General features: G+C 41.4%; 20 protein-coding genes. 11 read left to right on the plus strand and 9 right to left on the minus strand.

The window, feature by feature from the left end:
- Positions 1 to 41: 41 nt before the first annotated feature.
- Entirely contained in the window at positions 42 to 1,214 is a 1,173-nt protein-coding gene (locus MHH41_RS14340; RefSeq protein WP_340866478.1) for an iron-containing alcohol dehydrogenase, read from the minus strand.
- A gap of 120 nt (positions 1,215 to 1,334) precedes the next feature.
- Positions 1,335 to 2,498, minus strand: a complete 1,164-nt coding sequence (locus MHH41_RS14345; protein WP_050944032.1) for an iron-containing alcohol dehydrogenase — start codon at positions 2,496 to 2,498, stop codon at positions 1,335 to 1,337.
- A gap of 144 nt (positions 2,499 to 2,642) precedes the next feature.
- Between MHH41_RS14345 and MHH41_RS14350 the strand changes: the two genes are divergently transcribed.
- The gene (locus tag MHH41_RS14350) at positions 2,643 to 2,879 is read left to right on the plus strand and encodes a DUF378 domain-containing protein (protein WP_003212952.1); all 237 of its coding nucleotides are present in this window, start codon (positions 2,643 to 2,645) and stop codon (positions 2,877 to 2,879) included.
- 67 nt (positions 2,880 to 2,946) lie between these two features.
- Here the strand turns inward: MHH41_RS14350 and yugI are convergent, their stop codons facing one another.
- The 3 genes from yugI to MHH41_RS14365 all read right to left on the minus strand — a co-directional run bounded on the left by yugI (position 2,947) and on the right by MHH41_RS14365 (position 5,232).
- Positions 2,947 to 3,339 (minus strand): S1 domain-containing post-transcriptional regulator GSP13, encoded by a 393-nt coding sequence (yugI, locus tag MHH41_RS14355; protein WP_003213420.1) that lies wholly within the window; start codon positions 3,337 to 3,339, stop codon positions 2,947 to 2,949.
- A gap of 198 nt (positions 3,340 to 3,537) precedes the next feature.
- Positions 3,538 to 4,731, minus strand: coding sequence for an aminotransferase (locus MHH41_RS14360; protein ID WP_327839898.1), 1,194 nt, complete (start codon positions 4,729 to 4,731; stop codon positions 3,538 to 3,540).
- A complete protein-coding gene (locus MHH41_RS14365) occupies positions 4,732 to 5,232 on the minus strand; it encodes an Lrp/AsnC family transcriptional regulator (protein WP_003213765.1) in 501 nt (166 codons plus the stop codon).
- A gap of 176 nt (positions 5,233 to 5,408) precedes the next feature.
- Between MHH41_RS14365 and MHH41_RS14370 the strand changes: the two genes are divergently transcribed.
- A complete protein-coding gene (locus MHH41_RS14370; RefSeq protein ID WP_137054471.1) occupies positions 5,409 to 6,233 on the plus strand; it encodes an alpha/beta fold hydrolase in 825 nt (274 codons plus the stop codon).
- Here MHH41_RS14370 and MHH41_RS14375 read toward each other — a convergent pair.
- Positions 6,230 to 6,490, minus strand: a complete 261-nt coding sequence (locus tag MHH41_RS14375) for a YugE family protein (RefSeq protein WP_003213422.1) — start codon at positions 6,488 to 6,490, stop codon at positions 6,230 to 6,232. The two genes, MHH41_RS14370 and MHH41_RS14375, sit on opposite strands and share 4 nt — an antisense overlap.
- An 83-nt stretch (positions 6,491 to 6,573) precedes the next feature.
- On the opposite strand from MHH41_RS14375, the gene MHH41_RS14380 reads away from it, so the two are divergent.
- Together MHH41_RS14380 and MHH41_RS14385 are read left to right on the plus strand one after the other, a co-directional pair.
- Positions 6,574 to 7,749 (plus strand): MalY/PatB family protein, encoded by a 1,176-nt coding sequence (locus tag MHH41_RS14380; RefSeq protein WP_340866479.1) that lies wholly within the window; start codon positions 6,574 to 6,576, stop codon positions 7,747 to 7,749.
- Positions 7,750 to 7,882: 133 nt separating this feature from the next.
- On the plus strand, positions 7,883 to 9,175 hold the full coding sequence (locus tag MHH41_RS14385; protein WP_095117872.1) for an ATP-binding protein: 1,293 nt from the start codon (positions 7,883 to 7,885) through the stop codon (positions 9,173 to 9,175).
- Here MHH41_RS14385 and MHH41_RS14390 read toward each other — a convergent pair whose 3' ends face one another.
- The gene (locus MHH41_RS14390; RefSeq protein WP_003213469.1) at positions 9,176 to 9,355 is read right to left on the minus strand and encodes a hypothetical protein; all 180 of its coding nucleotides are present in this window, start codon (positions 9,353 to 9,355) and stop codon (positions 9,176 to 9,178) included.
- A gap of 90 nt (positions 9,356 to 9,445) precedes the next feature.
- Between MHH41_RS14390 and MHH41_RS14395 the strand changes: the two genes are divergently transcribed.
- Positions 9,446 to 9,838: a kinase-associated lipoprotein B gene (locus tag MHH41_RS14395; RefSeq protein ID WP_284907292.1), complete on the plus strand. Its 393-nt coding sequence runs from the start codon at positions 9,446 to 9,448 to the stop codon at positions 9,836 to 9,838.
- Here the strand turns inward: MHH41_RS14395 and kapD are convergent.
- Positions 9,835 to 10,452, minus strand: a complete 618-nt coding sequence (gene kapD / locus MHH41_RS14400) for a 3'-5' exonuclease KapD (RefSeq protein WP_003213730.1) — start codon at positions 10,450 to 10,452, stop codon at positions 9,835 to 9,837. The two genes, MHH41_RS14395 and kapD, sit on opposite strands and share 4 nt — an antisense overlap.
- A 218-nt stretch (positions 10,453 to 10,670) precedes the next feature.
- Between kapD and MHH41_RS14405 the strand changes: the two genes are divergently transcribed.
- The 3 genes from MHH41_RS14405 to MHH41_RS14415 all read left to right on the plus strand — a co-directional run bounded on the left by MHH41_RS14405 (position 10,671) and on the right by MHH41_RS14415 (position 14,288).
- Positions 10,671 to 11,849, plus strand: coding sequence for an MFS transporter (locus MHH41_RS14405; RefSeq protein ID WP_249118190.1), 1,179 nt, complete (start codon positions 10,671 to 10,673; stop codon positions 11,847 to 11,849).
- A 108-nt stretch (positions 11,850 to 11,957) separates the two neighbouring features.
- Positions 11,958 to 13,859: a transglycosylase domain-containing protein gene (locus MHH41_RS14410; protein ID WP_340866480.1), complete on the plus strand. Its 1,902-nt coding sequence runs from the start codon at positions 11,958 to 11,960 to the stop codon at positions 13,857 to 13,859.
- A gap of 18 nt (positions 13,860 to 13,877) precedes the next feature.
- The gene (locus MHH41_RS14415) at positions 13,878 to 14,288 is read left to right on the plus strand and encodes a thiol-disulfide oxidoreductase DCC family protein (protein WP_003213597.1); all 411 of its coding nucleotides are present in this window, start codon (positions 13,878 to 13,880) and stop codon (positions 14,286 to 14,288) included.
- Between the two features lie 42 nt (positions 14,289 to 14,330).
- Here MHH41_RS14415 and MHH41_RS14420 read toward each other — a convergent pair whose 3' ends face one another.
- A complete protein-coding gene (locus MHH41_RS14420) occupies positions 14,331 to 14,888 on the minus strand; it encodes a YufK family protein (protein WP_003212871.1) in 558 nt (185 codons plus the stop codon).
- Positions 14,889 to 15,073: 185 nt separating this feature from the next.
- Between MHH41_RS14420 and malK the strand changes: the two genes are divergently transcribed.
- The 3 genes from malK (at position 15,074) to MHH41_RS14435 (ending at position 18,852) form a co-directional block, all read left to right on the plus strand.
- Entirely contained in the window at positions 15,074 to 16,675 is a 1,602-nt protein-coding gene (gene malK, locus MHH41_RS14425; protein WP_050944037.1) for a malate sensor histidine kinase MalK, read from the plus strand.
- The gene (locus MHH41_RS14430) at positions 16,668 to 17,375 is read left to right on the plus strand and encodes a response regulator (RefSeq protein ID WP_340866481.1); all 708 of its coding nucleotides are present in this window, start codon (positions 16,668 to 16,670) and stop codon (positions 17,373 to 17,375) included. The genes malK and MHH41_RS14430 overlap by 8 nt, the downstream gene beginning before the upstream one ends.
- A 394-nt stretch (positions 17,376 to 17,769) precedes the next feature.
- Positions 17,770 to 18,852, plus strand: coding sequence for a BMP family lipoprotein (locus tag MHH41_RS14435; RefSeq protein WP_044140813.1), 1,083 nt, complete (start codon positions 17,770 to 17,772; stop codon positions 18,850 to 18,852).
- The last annotated feature ends 107 nt before the right edge of the window (positions 18,853 to 18,959 follow it).

Below are 18,959 nucleotides of genomic sequence, written 5' to 3' on the forward strand. Positions count from 1 at the left end.
AGCAAAAAGCCGTTTCTCATAGAGAGAAACGGCAAGCAGGATTATAAAGAAGCTTTCAAAATAGAAAGAATGTCATCACGACCAAGTTTCATAAAGTTACCAAAACCACCGTATTCCATTTCTTTCGCCGCAATGTCGGCAATTTTGTCCAGCTGATCTTCACCAATGTCATAATCTGCTAGACGGCTTGGTGCACCGAGGCTTGTCCAGAATGCTGACAGCTTGTCGATACCTTCTAATGCGATATCACGATCAGATTTTCCTTCTGTCTCGATGTCAAACATGTTTAGCATGAGATTTTTAAAGCGATCCACATTGTGATCGAGTGTATGACGCATCCAATTTGGGAAGAGGATCGCAAGTCCGCCTGCATGCGGAATGTCATAGACAGCCGATACTGCATGCTCAATCGTATGGGACGCCCAGTCGCCAAAGTAACCCATTTGCAACGTGCCATTTAAAGCGATCGTTCCTGCGTAAAGGATCGTTTCACGGTGCTCATAGTTTTGTAAGTCTTCAAGCAGTTTTGGTGCTGTCTCAATGACTGTTTGAAGAACAGCAAAACACATCCGATCCTGTAAAGGCGTGTTTTTGACATTATGGAAGTATTGCTCGAAGACGTGGCTCATCATATCGACCATGCCGTACACCGTCTGGTTTTCTGGCACTGAATAAGTATGCTCAGGGTCTAAAATTGAAAAAGTAGGATGAGTGACTGAACTGCCCCACACATATTTTTCATTTGTTTCCCAGTTTGTGATGACAGAGTCTGGATTCATTTCTGAACCAGTTGCCGCAAGTGTGAGCACTGTGCCAAACGGCAATGCTTTTTGAGCGGTTGTTTTCTTTGAGATAATGTCCCACACATCTCCGTCATATTCCGCTCCGGCTGCAATCGCTTTTGTACAGTCGATCACACTGCCGCCGCCAACAGCTAATAGGAAATCAATTTTTTCATTTTGGCAGATGTCGATTCCTTTTTTCACTGTGGTGAGGCGCGGGTTTGGTTCAACACCTGACAGCTCAAATACGTCAGCTTCTGCTTCATTTAACGCGCTGATCACATTATCATAAAGACCATTTTTCTTAATGCTGCCTCCACCATATACAAGTAACACTCGTTTTCCATAACGAGCGAGTTCGCTTTTTAGTCCGTCTAGTTGTCCTTTTCCAAACATTAATTTCGTTGGATTATAATAAATAAAATTTTCCATCTGCTGATACATCTCCTTACAGCGTATATATCCAAAAACATGAAAGACTACTTTAACATATGTACACGTCGAACTCAAAAAAAGATAACTGCTCGAAAGCAATTATCTTTTTTTGTTTGATTATAAAGAAGCATTCAAAATAGCTAGAACATCTTCTTTGTTTAGCTTTTTAAATTGACCAAATTCACCGCGTGCCATTGCACGATCTGCGATTAAATCAATTTTCTCATCGTTGATATCATAGTCCGCTAAACGGTTCGGTGCGCCAAGACTTGTCCAGAAAGCTGACAATTTGTCGATTCCTTCTAAGCCTACTTCTTCGTCTGTTTTGCCCGCAGGGTCCACATCAAATACGCGTACCGCTAATTGTTTAAAGCGGCCTGGGTTTTCCTGAATGACATGCTTCATCCAGTTCGGGAACAAGATCGCAAGTCCGCCTGCATGAGGGATATCATAGATAGCAGATACCGCATGCTCGATGTTGTGAGATGCCCAGTCACCGCGTGCTCCCATTGACAGCATACCATTGAGCGCAATGGTACCAGTGAATAAGATCGTTTCACGCAGCTCATAGTTCTCAAGATCGTTGATCAGCTTCGGAGCTGTTTCAATGACCGTACGAAGAAGCCCTTCACACATACGGTCTTGGTAAGGTGTATTTTCCGTGTGATGGAAATATTGTTCGAACACGTGAGACATCATATCAACCATGCCATAAATCGTATGGTTTTTTGGCACAGTGAACGTGTTCACTGGATCAAGAATAGAGAATTTAGGGAAAACTGCTGGACTTCCCCAGCCATATTTCTCATTTGTTTCCCAGTTTGTGATCACTGATCCAGAGTTCATTTCAGAACCTGTTGCAGCAAGGGTTAACACCGTACCGAACGGAATTGCTTCCATTGGGACATGCTTACGCGTCACGATATCCCAAGCATCTCCATCGTACTTGGCTCCGGCTGCGATCGCTTTCGTTGCATCAATAACACTGCCGCCGCCAACTGCCAAAATAAAGTCAACGTTGTTCTCTTTGCAAAGCTCAACCCCTTTTCTTACTGTTGTTAAGCGCGGGTTTGGCTCAACACCAGCAAGTTCAGTGATTGCAGCTCCTGATTCTTTTAGGATGCTGACAACTTGGTCATAAAGGCCGTTTCGTTTAATACTGCCTCCACCATATACAAGTAATACGTTTTTTCCGTAGTGTTTGAGTTCATCTGAAAGGGCTGAAACTTCTCCCTTTCCAAATATTAATTTCGTTGGGTTCCAATAAGTAAATCGATCCATTTGATCTCCTCCTCGCGCTACATTATGCGCCTCAATCATTCCAAAAGTAAAGTAATTTGCTTTAATCCATTTTCTTACGCATAGTTTGGCTAAAAATCTGCAAAATATAAATGTATTGATGCTGTAGCGAAAGGAGGAATCACGATGAGTGCTATTCAGCGTATTGCCCTCGTGCTCACGATTATCGGTGCTATTAACTGGGGACTAATCGGCTTTTTTCAATTTGACTTAGTAGCAGCGATCTTTGGCGGACAAGGCTCTGCATTATCACGTATTATTTATGGTCTTGTTGGAATTGCAGGTCTTGTTAACCTTGGTCTATTGTTCAAGCCAAGCGAAGAAGCTGTTCGCCGTGACGAGCCGAATCCAGAGGTTCGCTAAACAAAAAGACATAAAAAAGGCCGCCTATACGAGGCAGCCAAAGGCACCGTTTGAAGCGGTGCTTTTTTTATTTCTTGATCAAATCTTTACGGTTAGATTGCTCAATCCACTCTTCAAGTTTATCTTTAAGTGTATTGAAACCTTGTGGTGTAGCAGCTTCTTCTTTCACTTGCTGTGGTCTTTGTTTCTTTGGTTTGCTTTCTTTTCTTTCAGGTGCTTCTTGTGTAGCACGGATAGAAAGGCTGATTTTACCAGCTTTTTCATCAACAGAAAGAACTTTCACTTGAACTTCGTCACCAATTGAAAGATGCTCGTTGATGTCTTTTACGAAACCATGTGTTACTTCAGAAATATGCACAAGTCCTTGAGTTTCTTCATCTAATGCAACAAACGCACCATACGCTTGTAATCCTGTTACTTTACCAGTGTAAACACTGCCTACTTCAAACTTTGTCGCCATGATAACAACTCCTAAATAAATGTTTTAATATTCGTTTATACGCAATTAAAAACTATATCACAGAACGGTCTTTTACGCAAAATATTTTTTAATTGGGTTTAGATCAGTTCAAAAGGGGGAATACCTGAAAACAAGAATGCTTTCTAGTATTCCCCCCTAATTTGAGAGGCATGAGTCCTAATGGATTGATGCCTTTTTTTATTTGATGATGGCAGGTGCTTCTTCTTTCACTTGTCGTTCCTGCAAAAAGCGCTGGATTCTTGAAAGTGATTCCTGAAGATGGTCAAGAGACGAAGCATATGAACAACGAATATGACCTTCACCACTCGGTCCGAAGACATTACCAGGGACTACGGCTACTTTTTCACTTAGGAGCAGCTCCTCAGCAAATTGTTCTGACGTCATGCCCGTCGTTTTAATGGACGGGAAAGCGTAAAATGCGCCGTTTGGCTGGTGACATGTGAGCCCCAGTTCATTCAAAGAGCCGACAAACAAATTTCGCCGCCTTCTGTAGCTTTTCTTCATTTTCTCTACATCTTCAAGCCCGTTTTTCAAGGCTTCTTCTGCTGCATATTGTGCCATTGAGGGCGCGCACATCATAGAATATTGGTGTATTTTCAGCATGGCATCGCGCAGTACAGGTGGTGCTGCCACATATCCTAAGCGCCAGCCAGTCATAGCAAACCCTTTTGAAAAGCCTGAAATGAGGATCGTTCTTTCCTTCATATCTTGAATTGCCGCAACGCTTGTAAAAGCTTCATCGTACGTCAGCTCTGCGTAAATCTCATCTGTGATAATGAGAAGGTCATGCTCTTTTGCAAATTGAGCAATATCTTCAAGCTCTTCCTTTGAATAGACAGAACCAGTTGGATTTGACGGTGAGCAAAGCAGGATCGCTTTTGTCTTAGGCGTCAGCTTCGTGCGAAGATCCGTAGAGTCTGCTTTGAAATCTTTTTCAGCCGATGTACTTAAATAAACAGGTACTCCGCCCGCAAGTGTCGTAAGGGCCCCATATGCTACGAAACAAGGCTCTGGAATGATCACTTCATCCCCGCTGTTTAAAATCGCACGAAACGCCAAATCAAGTGCCTGGCTTCCGCCAACTGTGATAATCAGTTCTTCTTCAGGACTGTATTCAATGTGAAACCGCTTATATAAATAGTTGCTCAATTCTTTTCGCAAAGATAATAACCCTGCATTCGCCGTATAAGAGGTAAGCCCTTGTTCTAATGACATAATACTTGCTTCTCTGACATTCCAAGCTGTCACGAAATCTGGCTCGCCGACACCAAGGGAAATGACCCCTTCCATTGTGGCTGCCAAATCAAAGAATTTCCGAATACCTGACGGCTGAATGCTTTGTACCGTTTCAGATAAATAAGACTTTTTCATTTAAGGTGACACCACGATTCTTTTGTCATCGTCTCCTGTTTCAAACACTTTCCCATCATGTTTATATCTCTTCAAAATAAAGTGGGTAGTTGTTGAAACAACGGAATCAAGTGTCGATAATTTTTCAGACACGAAGCGGGCAATATCAGACATAGATCTTCCGCGGATCACAACAGATAGATCGTAAACACCTGACATGAGATAGACAGACTCCACTTCCTGAAAGCGATAAATACGTTCAGCAATTTCATCAAATCCGACGCCTCTTTTTGGTGTCACTTTGACATCAATCATGGCTGTGACGCCTTCGTGACCATCTACTTTACGCCAGTCAATCATGGTTGAGTAATCAATAATGACTTTTTGATCTTCAAGTTTTTGAATAATTGCTTCTGCTTCTTCTGTTGTCACGCCTGCCATTTTTGCAATTGTATTTAAATCGGCACGGCTGTTTTCATCTAAAATCTCTAATATTTCAGTTTCTTTTTCTGTTAGTTTCATTTAATTTCACACCTCAGATTGTAAAAAGCTAGTTTTAAAAAATCTTCTGAACATTATAGCACGTTTTTCCCATTATGCTAAGCAGGGAAAAGATGCTAACCATAGCTTAAAATCCACTTTTTAGGGTACAATACAGTCACCTAACAGAGAGAGTATCAAGTATCGGAGTGATGAGTATGGACATTGTTCAGCCAGCTTATATGAAAAGTAAATTCGGTTTAGACATCTATTACGAGCACTATCCAAATCAGGGGAAGAAAACATTGATCTTAATTCATGGTCTTTTCTCTTCTACCTTCAGCTATCGAAAGCTCATCCCGCTTCTGAAACAAGACTTCAATTTAATCGCGATCGATCTGCCGCCATTTGGACAGTCCGAGAAGTCGAATACGTTTATTTACAGCTATCGCAACATGGCAAAGATCATTATCGAGCTAGCTGGTTACTTACAGATTCAGCATGCGATCCTTGTGGGTCATTCGATGGGCGGCCAAATTGCTTTATATGCCACATCTGAACGGCCAGACCTATTTGAAAAGGCGGTCCTTTTGTGCAGCTCAGGATATTTAAATAAATCAAAGAGATCAGTTGTTTACAGCACATATATTCCTTATTTTTATCTCTATCTTAAAAGAAAGCTCTTGAAGCAAGGCATCATGAAAAATTTAACGGCTGTTGTGCATGATCATTCCATCATTGATCAAGAGATGGTGGATGGATATTTAAAGCCTTTTTCTGATGATCAAATTTTCCGAGGGATTTTCCGCTTGATTCGGCACCGGGAAGGGGATTTGACCTCGGATGTCCTAAAGAAAATGGAGACACCCGTGCTGCTCATTTGGGGTGAGGAAGATCGAATCGTTCCCATCCAAATAGGAGAGAGGCTGCACAAGGATCTGCCAAACTCGACCTTGCACGCATTAAAAAAAACCGGGCACCTCGTTCCTGAGGAAAATCCGGTCTTTGTGTCTGATCAAATCGGACATTTCAGCCTGTCTTAGCGTGTGCAGGAGCTGCTGTCTCGTATGACGAAAAGCTGATTCGCTATATGTTGACAGCTCTCAAAAGGCAGGAGCTGCTCAAATGAGTGATGATAAATGGCTTGAATGTCTTTTGCTAAAGATAAAGAGTCTTCTGCGTCGTATAATGCACTGATGACGTCAGCAGGCTCCGTTTCATAAAAGTCCTCCCCATATTGAAAAGGGTCCCATGCCTTAATGAGTTGAATCATCTCTTCTACAGCTTGACTATCTTTCATCGGTATCACCGCTTATAATAAATTTTGTGATGTTTATTTTAGCACAACCAACAATGGTTGAAAAACGGCTAGAGGTGGGTTTCATGAATTTCGACGAACAGATCATACGTAAAGGGTCAAAATCAGTGAAATGGGATCAAGCAGAGTCTTTATTCCTTACTACAGATGCGCTGCCAATGTGGGTAGCCGATATGGATTTTAAAGCGCCGCAGGTCGTCCTTGATGCATTAAAAAAGCGATTGGATCACGGTGTATTTGGCTATGCTTTTCAAGATCAGGATACGCAGCAGGCAGTAGCTGAATGGCTCAAAAGAAGACACGGGTGGTCGATCCAGACAGAAGCTGTCACCTTCACACCTGGGATTGTCACGGCACTTAGTTTTGCAGTCCAAGCCTATACAAAACCAAGTGACGAAGTCGTCATACAATCCCCTGTGTATACTCCTTTTTATCAAATGATTGAACGAAATGGACGAACAGTCTCAACCAATCCTTTAAAAATAGAAAACAACCGCTATGTCATGGATTTTGATGATTTAGAGAAAAAATTAAGCAGACCAGAAGCGAAGCTCATGTTCCTCTGTCATCCGCATAATCCGTCCGGAAGAGCGTGGTCAAAAGAAGAGTTAAAGCGAGTAGGAGACCTCTGTATCAAGCACGGTGTCACAGTCGTTTCAGATGAGATTCATTCTGATTTGATGCTATACGGAAAGCCGCATGTACCATTTGCTAGTCTTTCTGACGACATAGCACATATCACAGTGACGTGCATTGCACCAAGTAAAACATTTAATTTAGCTGGCCTCCAAGCATCTGCCATTATCATTTCCGATGAAGAAAAAAGAACCCTTTTCAACAATGAAATGCAAAGAAACGGACTGGCCAAACTGAATGCTTTTGCGATCCCTGCGATGGAAGCAGCCTACCGCCATGGCGACGAGTGGCTTGATGCACTTGTTCTTTATCTCGAAAGCAATATGAAAATGGCAATGGACTATATTGACGAACATCTTCCAAACATGCGTTATATGAAACCAGATGCTTCTTATTTATTGTGGCTAGACATTCGGGATTATCAATTCAGTCAAGCGGAATTGAAACGCAATTTGCTAAAAAAGGGCAAAGTGATCCTAGAGATTGGTCACGTGTACGGACTCGAAGGAGACGGCTTTATTCGGATGAATCTCGGCTGTCCTACTTCAACAGTCAAAGAAGGATTGAAACGCCTTCATCAAGCGTTTACGCAATCATCTGATTAAGACCTATATGATCAAAAGAACATCCTCACGGGTGTTCTTTTTAAAGAAAAAAACCCTCCTTTTATCATATCTACTTTGTACATGAAATGATATAATGAGAGGAATTACTATTATTTACGAGGAGAGCATTTAAATGGAAATGTTCAAGGATTTTCTGCTCCATGTATCTTTTATTCTATTTCCAATCTTTTTATATCACGCGCTATGGCTAAGCCGGACCCCTGCTCATTTCCCAAAAACGAATAAACTGCTCATCACAGTATTCGCATCCATCTCTTCAGCACTATGTATTATGTATCCAGTTGGTTCGATTTTAGACTTGCAGACTGGCCTTCAATCCATCCCTCTTGTACTTGCCATTTTATATGGAGGCTACACAGCTGGGATCGTCGCCATCTTGATAAGTTCCATGGTCAAATTCGTGATGTATGGCTCTTTTTTATGGGTTGGACTCATTGTCGTACCGATTTACTTTTTCATCCCATTTCTGTTCTACCGGAAATGGCGTCAATATTCGAAGCTGAAAAAGCTGATGTATGGAGTGCTTATCGGTTTATCCAAAGGATTCTTTATTTACATTGGACTATTTGCGGTCAGCTTAATGGAATACAGCCCGGCCTTTATTATGCAGCAGAAGTTACTTGAGTTATTTTTCTCAACTCTTTACTACATATTCTTTCTCGTGCTAAGTATCTATTCCATTGAATTCGTCAAAGAAAATGCGCAAATGAGAACACAGCTCGTCCAATCAGAAAAGCTGACCATTGTAAGTGAACTCGCTGCAAGCGTTGCCCATGAAGTACGCAATCCGCTGACAGTGGTGAGAGGCTTTATCCAATTGCTCTTTTCTAGTGACAATACAAAAGAGACATCAACCAATAAAGATTATAAAAATCTCGTTCTGTCCGAGTTAGACAGGGCGCAGGATATTATTACGAGTTATCTTGACATTGCGAAACAAAATTATTATCAAATTGAATCTCTCAACCTATCTAAATTACTCGAGGAATGTGCATCACTGATGACATCCTATGCGAATTTCAAATCGGTCACGATTCATCAATCCATTGAACCTGACTTATACATTCAAGGTGATGAAACGAAGATCAAGCAAGTCATGATTAATTTAATCAAAAATGCGATTGAAGCAGCCCCAGAACACGAAGGGAAAATTGAGCTTTATGCTTCAAAAGAAAATCATAAAATATGCCTTTTTTTCGTGGATAACGGTGTAGGAATGACAGAAAGCCAAATGAAAAAGCTTGGCGAACCCTATTACACATTGAAAAATAAAGGGACTGGACTTGGGCTGACCGTGACATTTTCTATCATTGAAAATCACCATGGAACCATTCGTTTCAAAAGCTCGCTGCAGTCTGGTACAACCGTTACCGTGAAGTTTCCTGAAGATACAAGAAGAAAATGATCAATCCATTTTTTTTGTCTTTTTTTCATCTATCCGCTCCTGCTTCTTAGACGCACGAACGATCAGACGAAAGCAAATAAATGCAGCCATAAAGAAAATCACAGTGGTGATTGCCGCTGGGATGTACTCCCTTTTATCTTCAGGAAAATACAGTAGAAAGAGTGCGATGAACGACAACATTCGCCATTCCCCCTTTTGCTCGTTTACTTCACTATATTGGCTAAAAGAAATGAAATACCTTCCTACGAGAAGGAAATGGAGGAATTTCACATGACAGACATTCAAATTGGACACGTTGTGAAAGGATTTTATAAAACAGGTGTTTACATTGGGGAAGTGACAGCAGTGAAACCATCGGCCTATCTCGTTCAAGTAAAAGCCGTTCTGACACATCCCACTCAAGGCGACCTGCATCACCCAAAAGAAGCAGACGTGCCTTTTTTCCAAGAAAGACGGGCTTTGGCCTATCGTGAACAGACGAATATCCCTCATCATATGGTGAAGCCTTATGATGGCGTTATACCAGATTATCAAGTATCACTAAAAGAAGCTGTAGAAAAATTAAAACAAGCGCTCCATGCGGATGAATCCAAATGGGCAGAAAAATCAAGAGCATGCCTATCTTCTCTCGAAAAAGATTATTTTCCAGAAGACGCCCGCTAATCAGCCGAATCAAAAAAATGTGAGAAATCGATCAGCTCACCAATTTTGGTTGTTTGCGGATTTTCCACATAGGCTCTGTCTTTTTCAAAAAGGGTTAACAGCTGATAAGTCGTCATGGCATCATCTAGTGCTTTATGATGCTTACCAGCTCCTTCACTGCCGTATTCCTTTGCCGCCTTGCGAAGCCCTGTCAGTGTGCGATCACCAAAAAAGGTTTTATATTCAAAGGCAAGGTCCCTCAGCTTCCCCTTAAAAGGAAAGGCAATGTGATTGAGCATACAGTTTTGCTTCAGCACTTTCATGTCCATATTGCCCCATGTAATAATCTCACAATCCTCTCCCCCATCTAGCGACACAAGCTTCTCGATAAATGCCTCAAAGGAAATTCCGCTCTCTACATCCTGCTGCGTAATACCGAGGAACGATTTACAGCGCTTCGTCAGCTTCGGGAACTTTTTCGGTTTGACGTAGCTAGAGAACGTGTCTATGATCGTTTCACTTGCCGCTTTCACTACCCCAGCTTCAATAATTTCAGGAAAAAAATTTTGCGGATGATACTTTCCATCAGGCATCGTAAATTCAAAATCGACCACAAGCACCGTCTTCTGTTCCACCAGTCTCACCTCACTTTTTCATCAGTTTTTCATTCTGATACCATTATATTAAGACGGACCTTGAAATCACTTCATTTTCTTGAAAATAATGCAGATTCACTATGCCCAACCTATTCATCAGATGAAAGATCGTTTAGTTTCCTTTATAATTATTAAGGAACACGAAATAAATAAAGAAGGTGGTCTCTATCACAAACAGGAAGAAAAACTTGTACATCATGTGGTTTGTGAACTTTTTTGTATCTGCCAGCATTACAATGATCGTCCCTTTTTTATCACTTTACATAGAATCTCTTGATAGCAGTTATTCAAATGAATTTGTCCAAAGATGGAGCGGCTATGTCTTTGGCGTCACGTTTTTAACGGCCTTTCTGATTTCTCCGATTTGGGGACGGATTGGAGATCGGCATGGCTATAAAAAGATTTTGCTCATTAACGGGATTGGGATCGCAACAAGTATTCTATTAATGGGGCTTGTGCAAACCGTTTATCAGCTATTCGCCCTGCGGCTCTTCATGGGGCTTGTCACAGGTTTTATCTCGACTTCAATGGCACTCATCTCTGCACAGACGGAAAAGGCAACTGCAGGTAAAACCCTTGGAACGATGCAGATGAGTAATGTCGCCGGAGGATTGTTTGGTCCATTAATGGGCGGATTCATGGCAGACAGCGTCGGATTTATTTATACGTTTTTCCTCACAGCGGCTGTCATTTATGTGTCAGCAATTGTGATTATTTTCGGAGTGAAAGAACATCCCATCCGTTCAAAAGAAGCGAGGCGCGTTTCTTACTCACGGAAGGATGTGCTCGTTCATATTTTCAAACAGCCCTTGCTTGTCGTCACGATGCTTTTAACGTTTATTACACAAGTAGGGAACTTTAGCATTCAGCCACTTTTGGCTTTATACATTCATGATTTACACGGTCCTGTTAATCTCGCATTTTATGCAGGTCTTGCGTTCTCTGCAACTGGACTTGGCAACCTGCTCTTTACACGAAAATGGGGAGATCTCGGAGATCGAATTGGTCACGACAAGGTGCTGCTTGCCCTTCTCATCCTCTCCTCTATTTTATTCATCCCGCAAGCAATGGCGGATTCCTATGCGATGTTAGTACTTTTCCGTTTTCTATACGGGATGGCACTTGGCGGGATTATTCCATGTACGACGGCGTATATTCGGATCAAAGCACCTGCCTCTATGCAAGGGGAAGTGCTTGGATACAATGTCAGCTTCCGTTTTCTTGGGAATGTTGTCGGTCCGGTAATTGGCGGCATTGTGGCGAGTCATTACGGGATTCCAGCTGTCTTTTATGTCACCGCCGGCATTTTTCTATTTGGTGCATTATTTTTATGGGCAGTCCGCTCACAGTCGAAGGCAAAAGAAAGGAGTGTCTGATCCAGCATCAGATACTCTTTTTTCTTGTGTAGAAGCCTTATTCACTAGACTTCAAGCCCATTCTTTTCTAAAAATAACCTTCTCGTATTCGCAAAAGAATGGTACGATATGGCTAGAAAATTGAAGAAAGTGAGTGACCTCATGTTTCGTGCAATGATTGGTTGGTTATTACTTGCTGCCCTCATTCCATTATTTGTTCTGACTTTTTATCTATCAAAGGAAGAAGCTGCAAGTGTGAAGCCTGTGAACGAAGTGCTTGATCAAAAAATCAAGCTGGAAAAGATAGATTTTTCCCAAAACAGTTATATGTATGATCGGGATGGTTCCCTCATCTCCGAAATCGTATCAAACGATGAAAACCGAGTGTTCGTCACGTATGATAAAATTCCTGATCATGTGAAGGAGCTGTTCCTCCGCTCAGAGGACCGTAACTTTTATGACCATAAAGGCATTGACTTTATGGGAGTTGTTCGTGCCCTTGCCTCAAATGTGAAAAACCATGGCATCAGCCAAGGCGCAAGTACGATCACACAGCAATTATCTCGTAATTTATATTTAAGCCATGAACGTTCGTTCACCCGAAAGTTTACAGAGCTGCTCTATTCCTATGAATTAGAGCGGAAATTCTCGAAAGATGAAATACTCGAAAGCTATTTAAATACGATTTATTTCAGTAATGGTGTTTACGGTGTCGGTTCTGCGGCTAATTACTATTTTGATAAGCCACTTAGTTCTTTAACGCTTGCACAGATGGCATTTATCTCTGCGATTCCAAACAACCCAACACTGTATGACCCATTGAAGCAATTCAAACACACAAAGAAACGCCAAGAACGACTGCTTGGCATTTTAAAGAAAGACGGCGTCATCACCAAAAAGCAATACAAAAAAGCCGTCAAACAAAAAATCAACCTGTCCTTGAGTGAAAAGAAAAACCTTTACCCTGACTATGTGACATATGCCAATGAGGAATTTACCGATCTTGTGTCAGATCAGGAAGGCTTTACAAAACGCTTGAAGAAGGCCAAAACAGATGGAGCAAAAAAAGCCATTCAAAAAGAATTATCTGAAAAGGTCAGTGCCCTGCTTCAGGATGGGGTCAAAATTTATACGGCACTTGATCCTTCCTTACAGCAACGAGCCGTCTATCAGCTCAATGCGCAGCTACCTTACCAAGGTGTAGAAGGCGGATCAGCGGTCATTAATCATGAAACGCATCAAATTGTCGCACTTGCTGGAGGCAAGAACTATAAAAAGTTTGATTTCAACTACGCCTATCAAGCGCAAAGACAGCCTGGTTCTGCGATTAAGCCGCTTTTAGACTATGGTCCTTACATCGACCAAACCGGTGCAACAGCTTCAAGCAAAATTAGTGCCGGCAAGTTTTGTAGCAGCGGATACTGTCCGCAGAACTATAATCATAAAACGTATGGAACCGTCACACTTGAAACAGCCTTTAAGAACTCTTACAATACCCCTGCGATCCGAATGCTAGATACAGTCGGTGTCAAAAAGGGCTTTAGCTATTTAGAGAAATTCTCATTCGAGCATATCGTAGCGGATGATTACCGCCTTCCTTCTGCACTTGGCGGATTTACGAAGGGCTTCTCGCCGCTAGAAATAACAGATGCGTATACCGTCTTTGGCAACCAAGGTGCTTACACGCAAAATCATTCGATCACAAAGGTGACAGACTTAAACGGCAAGACACTTTACAAGTGGAAAGAGTCACCGAAGCAAGTGTATTCTCAGCGGACAAATGACACCATGCGTAAACTGCTTGCCTCCGTTGTAAAAAGCGGAACAGGGAAAAAAGCGAATTTCAGTTCCCCTTACATTGGTGGTAAAACAGGAACATCCAATGACTACAAAGACATTTGGTTTGTTGGACTGACAGATCAATATACAATGGGTGTATGGGTTGGAAGAGATAGAGGAACGGTTGAATCTATTTACAGCTCAAGTCCGCACTTACGTATTTGGAAAAATACGATGCAATACGCCAGATAAACAGGAGGTTTGATTGCAATGCATTCAACACATCCATCCCATTTAATTTTATTTGATGGTGTCTGCAACGTGTGCAGCGGCGCTGTTCAGTTTGTGATTAAGCGTGATCCAAATGAGCGAATGATGTTTGCTTCATTACAATCAGAGACAGGGCAGCGCATTTTAAAAGAAAACGGTTTGCCTTTAGATGAGTTTAATTCATTCATTTATATTGAAAAAGGAACCCTTTATACGAAGTCGACAGGCATCTTAAAAGCCACGCGGCATTTAAAAGGAATCTACAGATGGAGTTATTTATTCCTTGCCATTCCGCGCCCTATCCGTGATTGGTTTTATGAGCGGATAGCGAAAAATCGCTACAAATGGTTCGGTCAAAAAACATCTTGTATGATGCCTACACCTGATATTCAAAAACGGTTTCTATCATAAAAAAAGCATCCTCCACTATCGGAGGATGCTTTCTTTGTCTGTTTATGAAGGCAGACTTGCCATAACACTGTTATAAAGCTTAATAAATAAGTACAAAATGCCGATTAAAAACGTGGCCCAAAACAGCAAAATAAACATCATAAATCCAATTAAATTCAGCATGGAAAGCGATTGATAAATGCGGACCACAACCCAGATAAAATAGACAAGACCTGCTAAAACAAATAGTCCGACAAGCAAAATCAGCTGCTGCGTCAGCAGAAATGCAAGCAAGCTGGCAAATAAATAAACAACGGATGCAATCCGAATTTTCTTTAAGTTCTCTCCTTCAGGATCTTTCGCGAAAAAGAGTAGCGCCAGCTCTAACACCGTATCTGCAATCAGTTTCAAGGCAGATAAAATCATAAAATAAACAAGTGCAAAAGCAGCAAAAAGAGCAAGCCGGATGCCCTGTTCCGAGAAGAATTCCAGCATTCCTTTTAAAATACCTGCTTGAGTCAAGAAATCAGTCATTATCCCTACTGTGAAAATCGAAAAAGCAGAGCTGAATAGTAAAATCGAAATCAGCGGAAAATATCCAGTCAAATATGTATTTTTCATAAATAGATCCTTTCTCATAAGCTCACATTTATTATGGCTCACTTAAAACGGATTGACAAGATGCTTTCAAAGTAAACTGGTAGCAAAATCAAATTTGTGATTTTGCACGTACATTCCTTCACAAACTTACATTTTCCCGTTAAAGTATTACTATTACGAAAAAATCGTGCGTTAGGGGTATACTCGTGAAAAAAACATTAAGATTGCAAACACGACTGACGATTTTTGTTTGTATCGTTGTCCTGATCTCCCTTTGTATCACTTTCTTTACGATCTGGTCAGAAACAGCTAAAAACATTCATCAGCAGGAACGTGACATCGCCCTCTCCACTGCAAAAATGGTCGCAGAGGCTCCGATCACAGCGAAATCATTAGAAGAAAATCGATCGTATTCAGCACTCCGTCAATATACAACAAGTGTTCAGCGAATCACCAAAACCGAATTCGTTGTCGTGATGGATATGAACGGCATTCGCAAAACCCATCCAAATCCGCAGAAGATCGGGAAGCGGTTTGCTGGCGGTGATGAAAAACTAGCATTACAGGGTAAAGAGCATATTAGTACGGCTTCTGGAACACTTGGCAGATCCATGCGTGCTTTTGTTCCGGTTTATGATCAAAATGGGAAGCAGCTCGGGGCTGTGGCAGTAGGGATTACGTTAAAGGAAATTGACTTGATTATTCATCAAAGCTTACTTCCACTCTACTTCGTCATATCGCTCAGTCTTCTTTCTGGTATCATTGGAGCACTCATTGTGGCAAGAAAAGTGAAGAAAATTATGTTTGGACTAGAGCCAGATGAGATTGCTACATTATTAAAAGAACGAAGCGCCATGCTAGAATCAACAAAAGAAGGGATTCTTGCCGTCGATCAGCACGGTAAAATCAAGCTCGCCAATGCTGAAGCGAAACGGCTCTTTCATATTATGGGCATTATGGTTGATCCTAGAGAACAAGATGTTCAGGTGCTCCTCCCTTCAAGCGGTCTAAAGCAAGTCATTGAAACACGCAAGCCGCTGCTTGACCGCGACGTGAGAATGAACGGACTGGAGCTCGTATTTAACGAAGTCCCGATTACGGTAAAGGGCGAGATCGTTGGAGCAATCGCCACCTTCCGTGACAAAACAGAAGTCAAACACTTGGCTGAGCAGCTGAGCGGAGTCAAAATGTATGCAAATGCCCTCCGTGCCCAGTCACATGAATTTATGAACAAGCTTCATGTCATTTTAGGATTGGTTCAGCTCAAAAACTACGATGACCTTGGCACTTATATCAAAGATATTGCGATCTATCAGCAGACGGAAACAAATGAAATCATCAACCATGTGAAAAACTCTGTTTTAGCAGGATTTTTACTAGGAAAACAAAGCTATATCAGGGAACAAGGCGCGACCTTAGAAGTCATATGCAGCACACAAGTCCCAAATTCAGAGGACCCGGCAGTGACGCATGATCTCATTACCGTCATTGGCAACCTGTTAAATAACGCACTCGATGCTGTTTCTCATACTGAGACGAAAAACATCTCGATCTCATTCCGATACGTTCAGGAGCAGCTTCATATTGAAATTACAGACACAGGTGTTGGTCTCACAAAAAAAGAACAAGACATCATGTTTGATCAAGGCTTTTCAACTAAAGGAGAAGACAGAGGATTCGGTCTCTACTTCGTTGATCAAAGCATCAAAAAATTGAACGGTCATCTGATTGTCACGAGTGAAAAAGGAGAAGGAACGACCTTTAGTCTCCGTATTCCGTATAAACAAAAGGAGGATTCACATGATTAATGTGTTAATAGTAGAAGACGACCCAATGGTTGGGGAGCTGAACAAACGCTACCTGACCCAAATCGACGGCTTTGAATTAAAAGGGATTGCCACCTCTTTTCAGCAGGCACTGGACATCTTAAAAACAGAAGCCATTCACCTTGTACTGCTCGATATTTATATGCCTGGACAAAATGGCCTGGCATTATTATCAGAAATTCGCAAACAAAATCATTCGGTTGATGTCATTGTCATTTCAGCTGCCAATGAAATCGACGTGATCCAGCAAACGATGCGAAACGGGGCTGTTGATTATTTGATCAAGCCGTTTGAATTTGAACGTTTCCAATCAGCGCTCTCAGAATATAAACGAAAACACGCCTTGTACCAAACGATGAACAGCATCTCGCAAAATGATTTAGATGCGAAGCTCTTTCATAAAAAAGCAGAGACGGAAAAAGTCCTTCTGCCAAAAGGCCTGACCAAAAGCACACTCAAACTCATCTGGACAAGTATTCAATCATTCGGTCATCAGGCTTTCACGACCGAAGACCTAGCGAATCATACAGAAATCTCTCAAGTCTCTATTAGAAAATACTTGAAATTCCTTGAGGACATCGAAGTAGTTGATGTTGAAATGGCATACGGGACAATTGGACGCCCTGTTTTCCAATATAAACTCAGTACAACAAATATGAATTTAATTCAGCAATATCTATAATTTGACACATCTGACCTTATACAGAGGCCAGATGTTTTTTTATGGAACACGATGTGACAAACCCCTTGATATCAGTGGTTCCACTGTAGTAGATCACATCACAAAAGCGGCATTATATCATATTTCAGCACATAAAAAGACATCGAATTTAGCCTTTTAACATTTTTTTTAAAATAAAACAAATTTCTATTTATTTATTCGATTGGAAATGATAAATTATGATTGATTAGTTCAACGAGATATAAGTCTGATGTCTTACATCTTCTCTCCTGTCCTCCATAAGTTTCAGGAGAAAGCAGGATAAAATACCCTATTCAGAAGGGTGAGAAGAGATAGGTCAGTCTTTTTTCGCGAGACTTTTCTGAAACTTTTAAATTTTATAGGGGGTTATGTTTTGAAGAAGCGCAAAATTGGACTAGCATTGTCCTTAGTCGTAGCAGCAGGAACCATCCTTGGAGCATGCGGCAACTCTGGCTCAAACAGCGGTGAAAGCAAAAAAGATAAAGATCAATTCACTGTTGCAATGGTAACTGATGTCGGTGGTGTCGATGACAAATCGTTTAACCAATCAGCTTGGGAAGGTTTACAAGCATTTGGAAAAGACAACAATCTAAAAAAAGGTAAAAACGGCTTTGATTACTTACAATCTAAATCAGACGCTGACTATACAACAAACTTAAACACACTTGCTCGTGAGAAATTCGACCTTATTTACGGAATTGGTTTCTTAATGCAAGATTCTATTAGTGAAATTGCAGATCAGCGTAAGAAAAACCACTTTGCCATCGTTGATGCTGTCGTGAAAAAAGACAACGTAGCCAGCATTGTGTTCAACGAAAATGAAGGATCATTCCTTGTGGGTGTTGCGGCTGCTCTTTCTACAAAATCAAACAAAATTGGTTTTGTCGGCGGCGTTGATTCTGAATTAGTCAGAAAATTCGAAGTTGGTTTCCGTGCAGGCGTTGAAGCAGCTAACCCGAAAGCAAAAGTTGAAGTGAAATATGCTGGTGCATTCGATAAGGCAGACATCGGGAAAGCAACAGCTGAAAGCATGTACAAATCCGGCGTCGACATCATTTATCATGCTGCTGGCGGCACTGGAACTGGTGTCTTCACAGAAGCGAAAAACCTGAAAAAAGCGGATCCTAACCGCAAAGTTTGGGTCATCGGTGTAGATAAAGACCAGTATGACGAAGGAAAAGTACCTGGAACAAAACAAAGTGTCACCCTTACTTCTATGGTTAAGAAAGTAGACAAAGCGGTACAAGACTTAACAACGAAAGCAAAAGAAGGTAAGTTCCCTGGCGGCGAAGTGATCACATATGGTCTAAAAGAAGGCGCTCTTGACATTTCTCCATCTCAGGACAACCTTAATAAAGATGTATTGAAGAAAGTAGAAGAATGGAAACAAAAAATCATCAAGGGCGAAATTAAAATCCCTGCAACACGTGATGAACTAAAAGATTTTAAAGCTTAATTTGAACATCGGGATAAGCGCGCCTTATCCCCTTGTTTCTCCTTTACCTCCTCTTTATTCGTAAAAGGTGGTAAAAGAAAAGCTGCAGCCTCGTTTTGCAGCTTTTC

It is taken from the genome of Bacillus sp. FSL K6-1145, from assembly GCF_038003425.1.
GTDB lineage: Bacteria > Bacillota > Bacilli > Bacillales > Bacillaceae > Bacillus > Bacillus pumilus.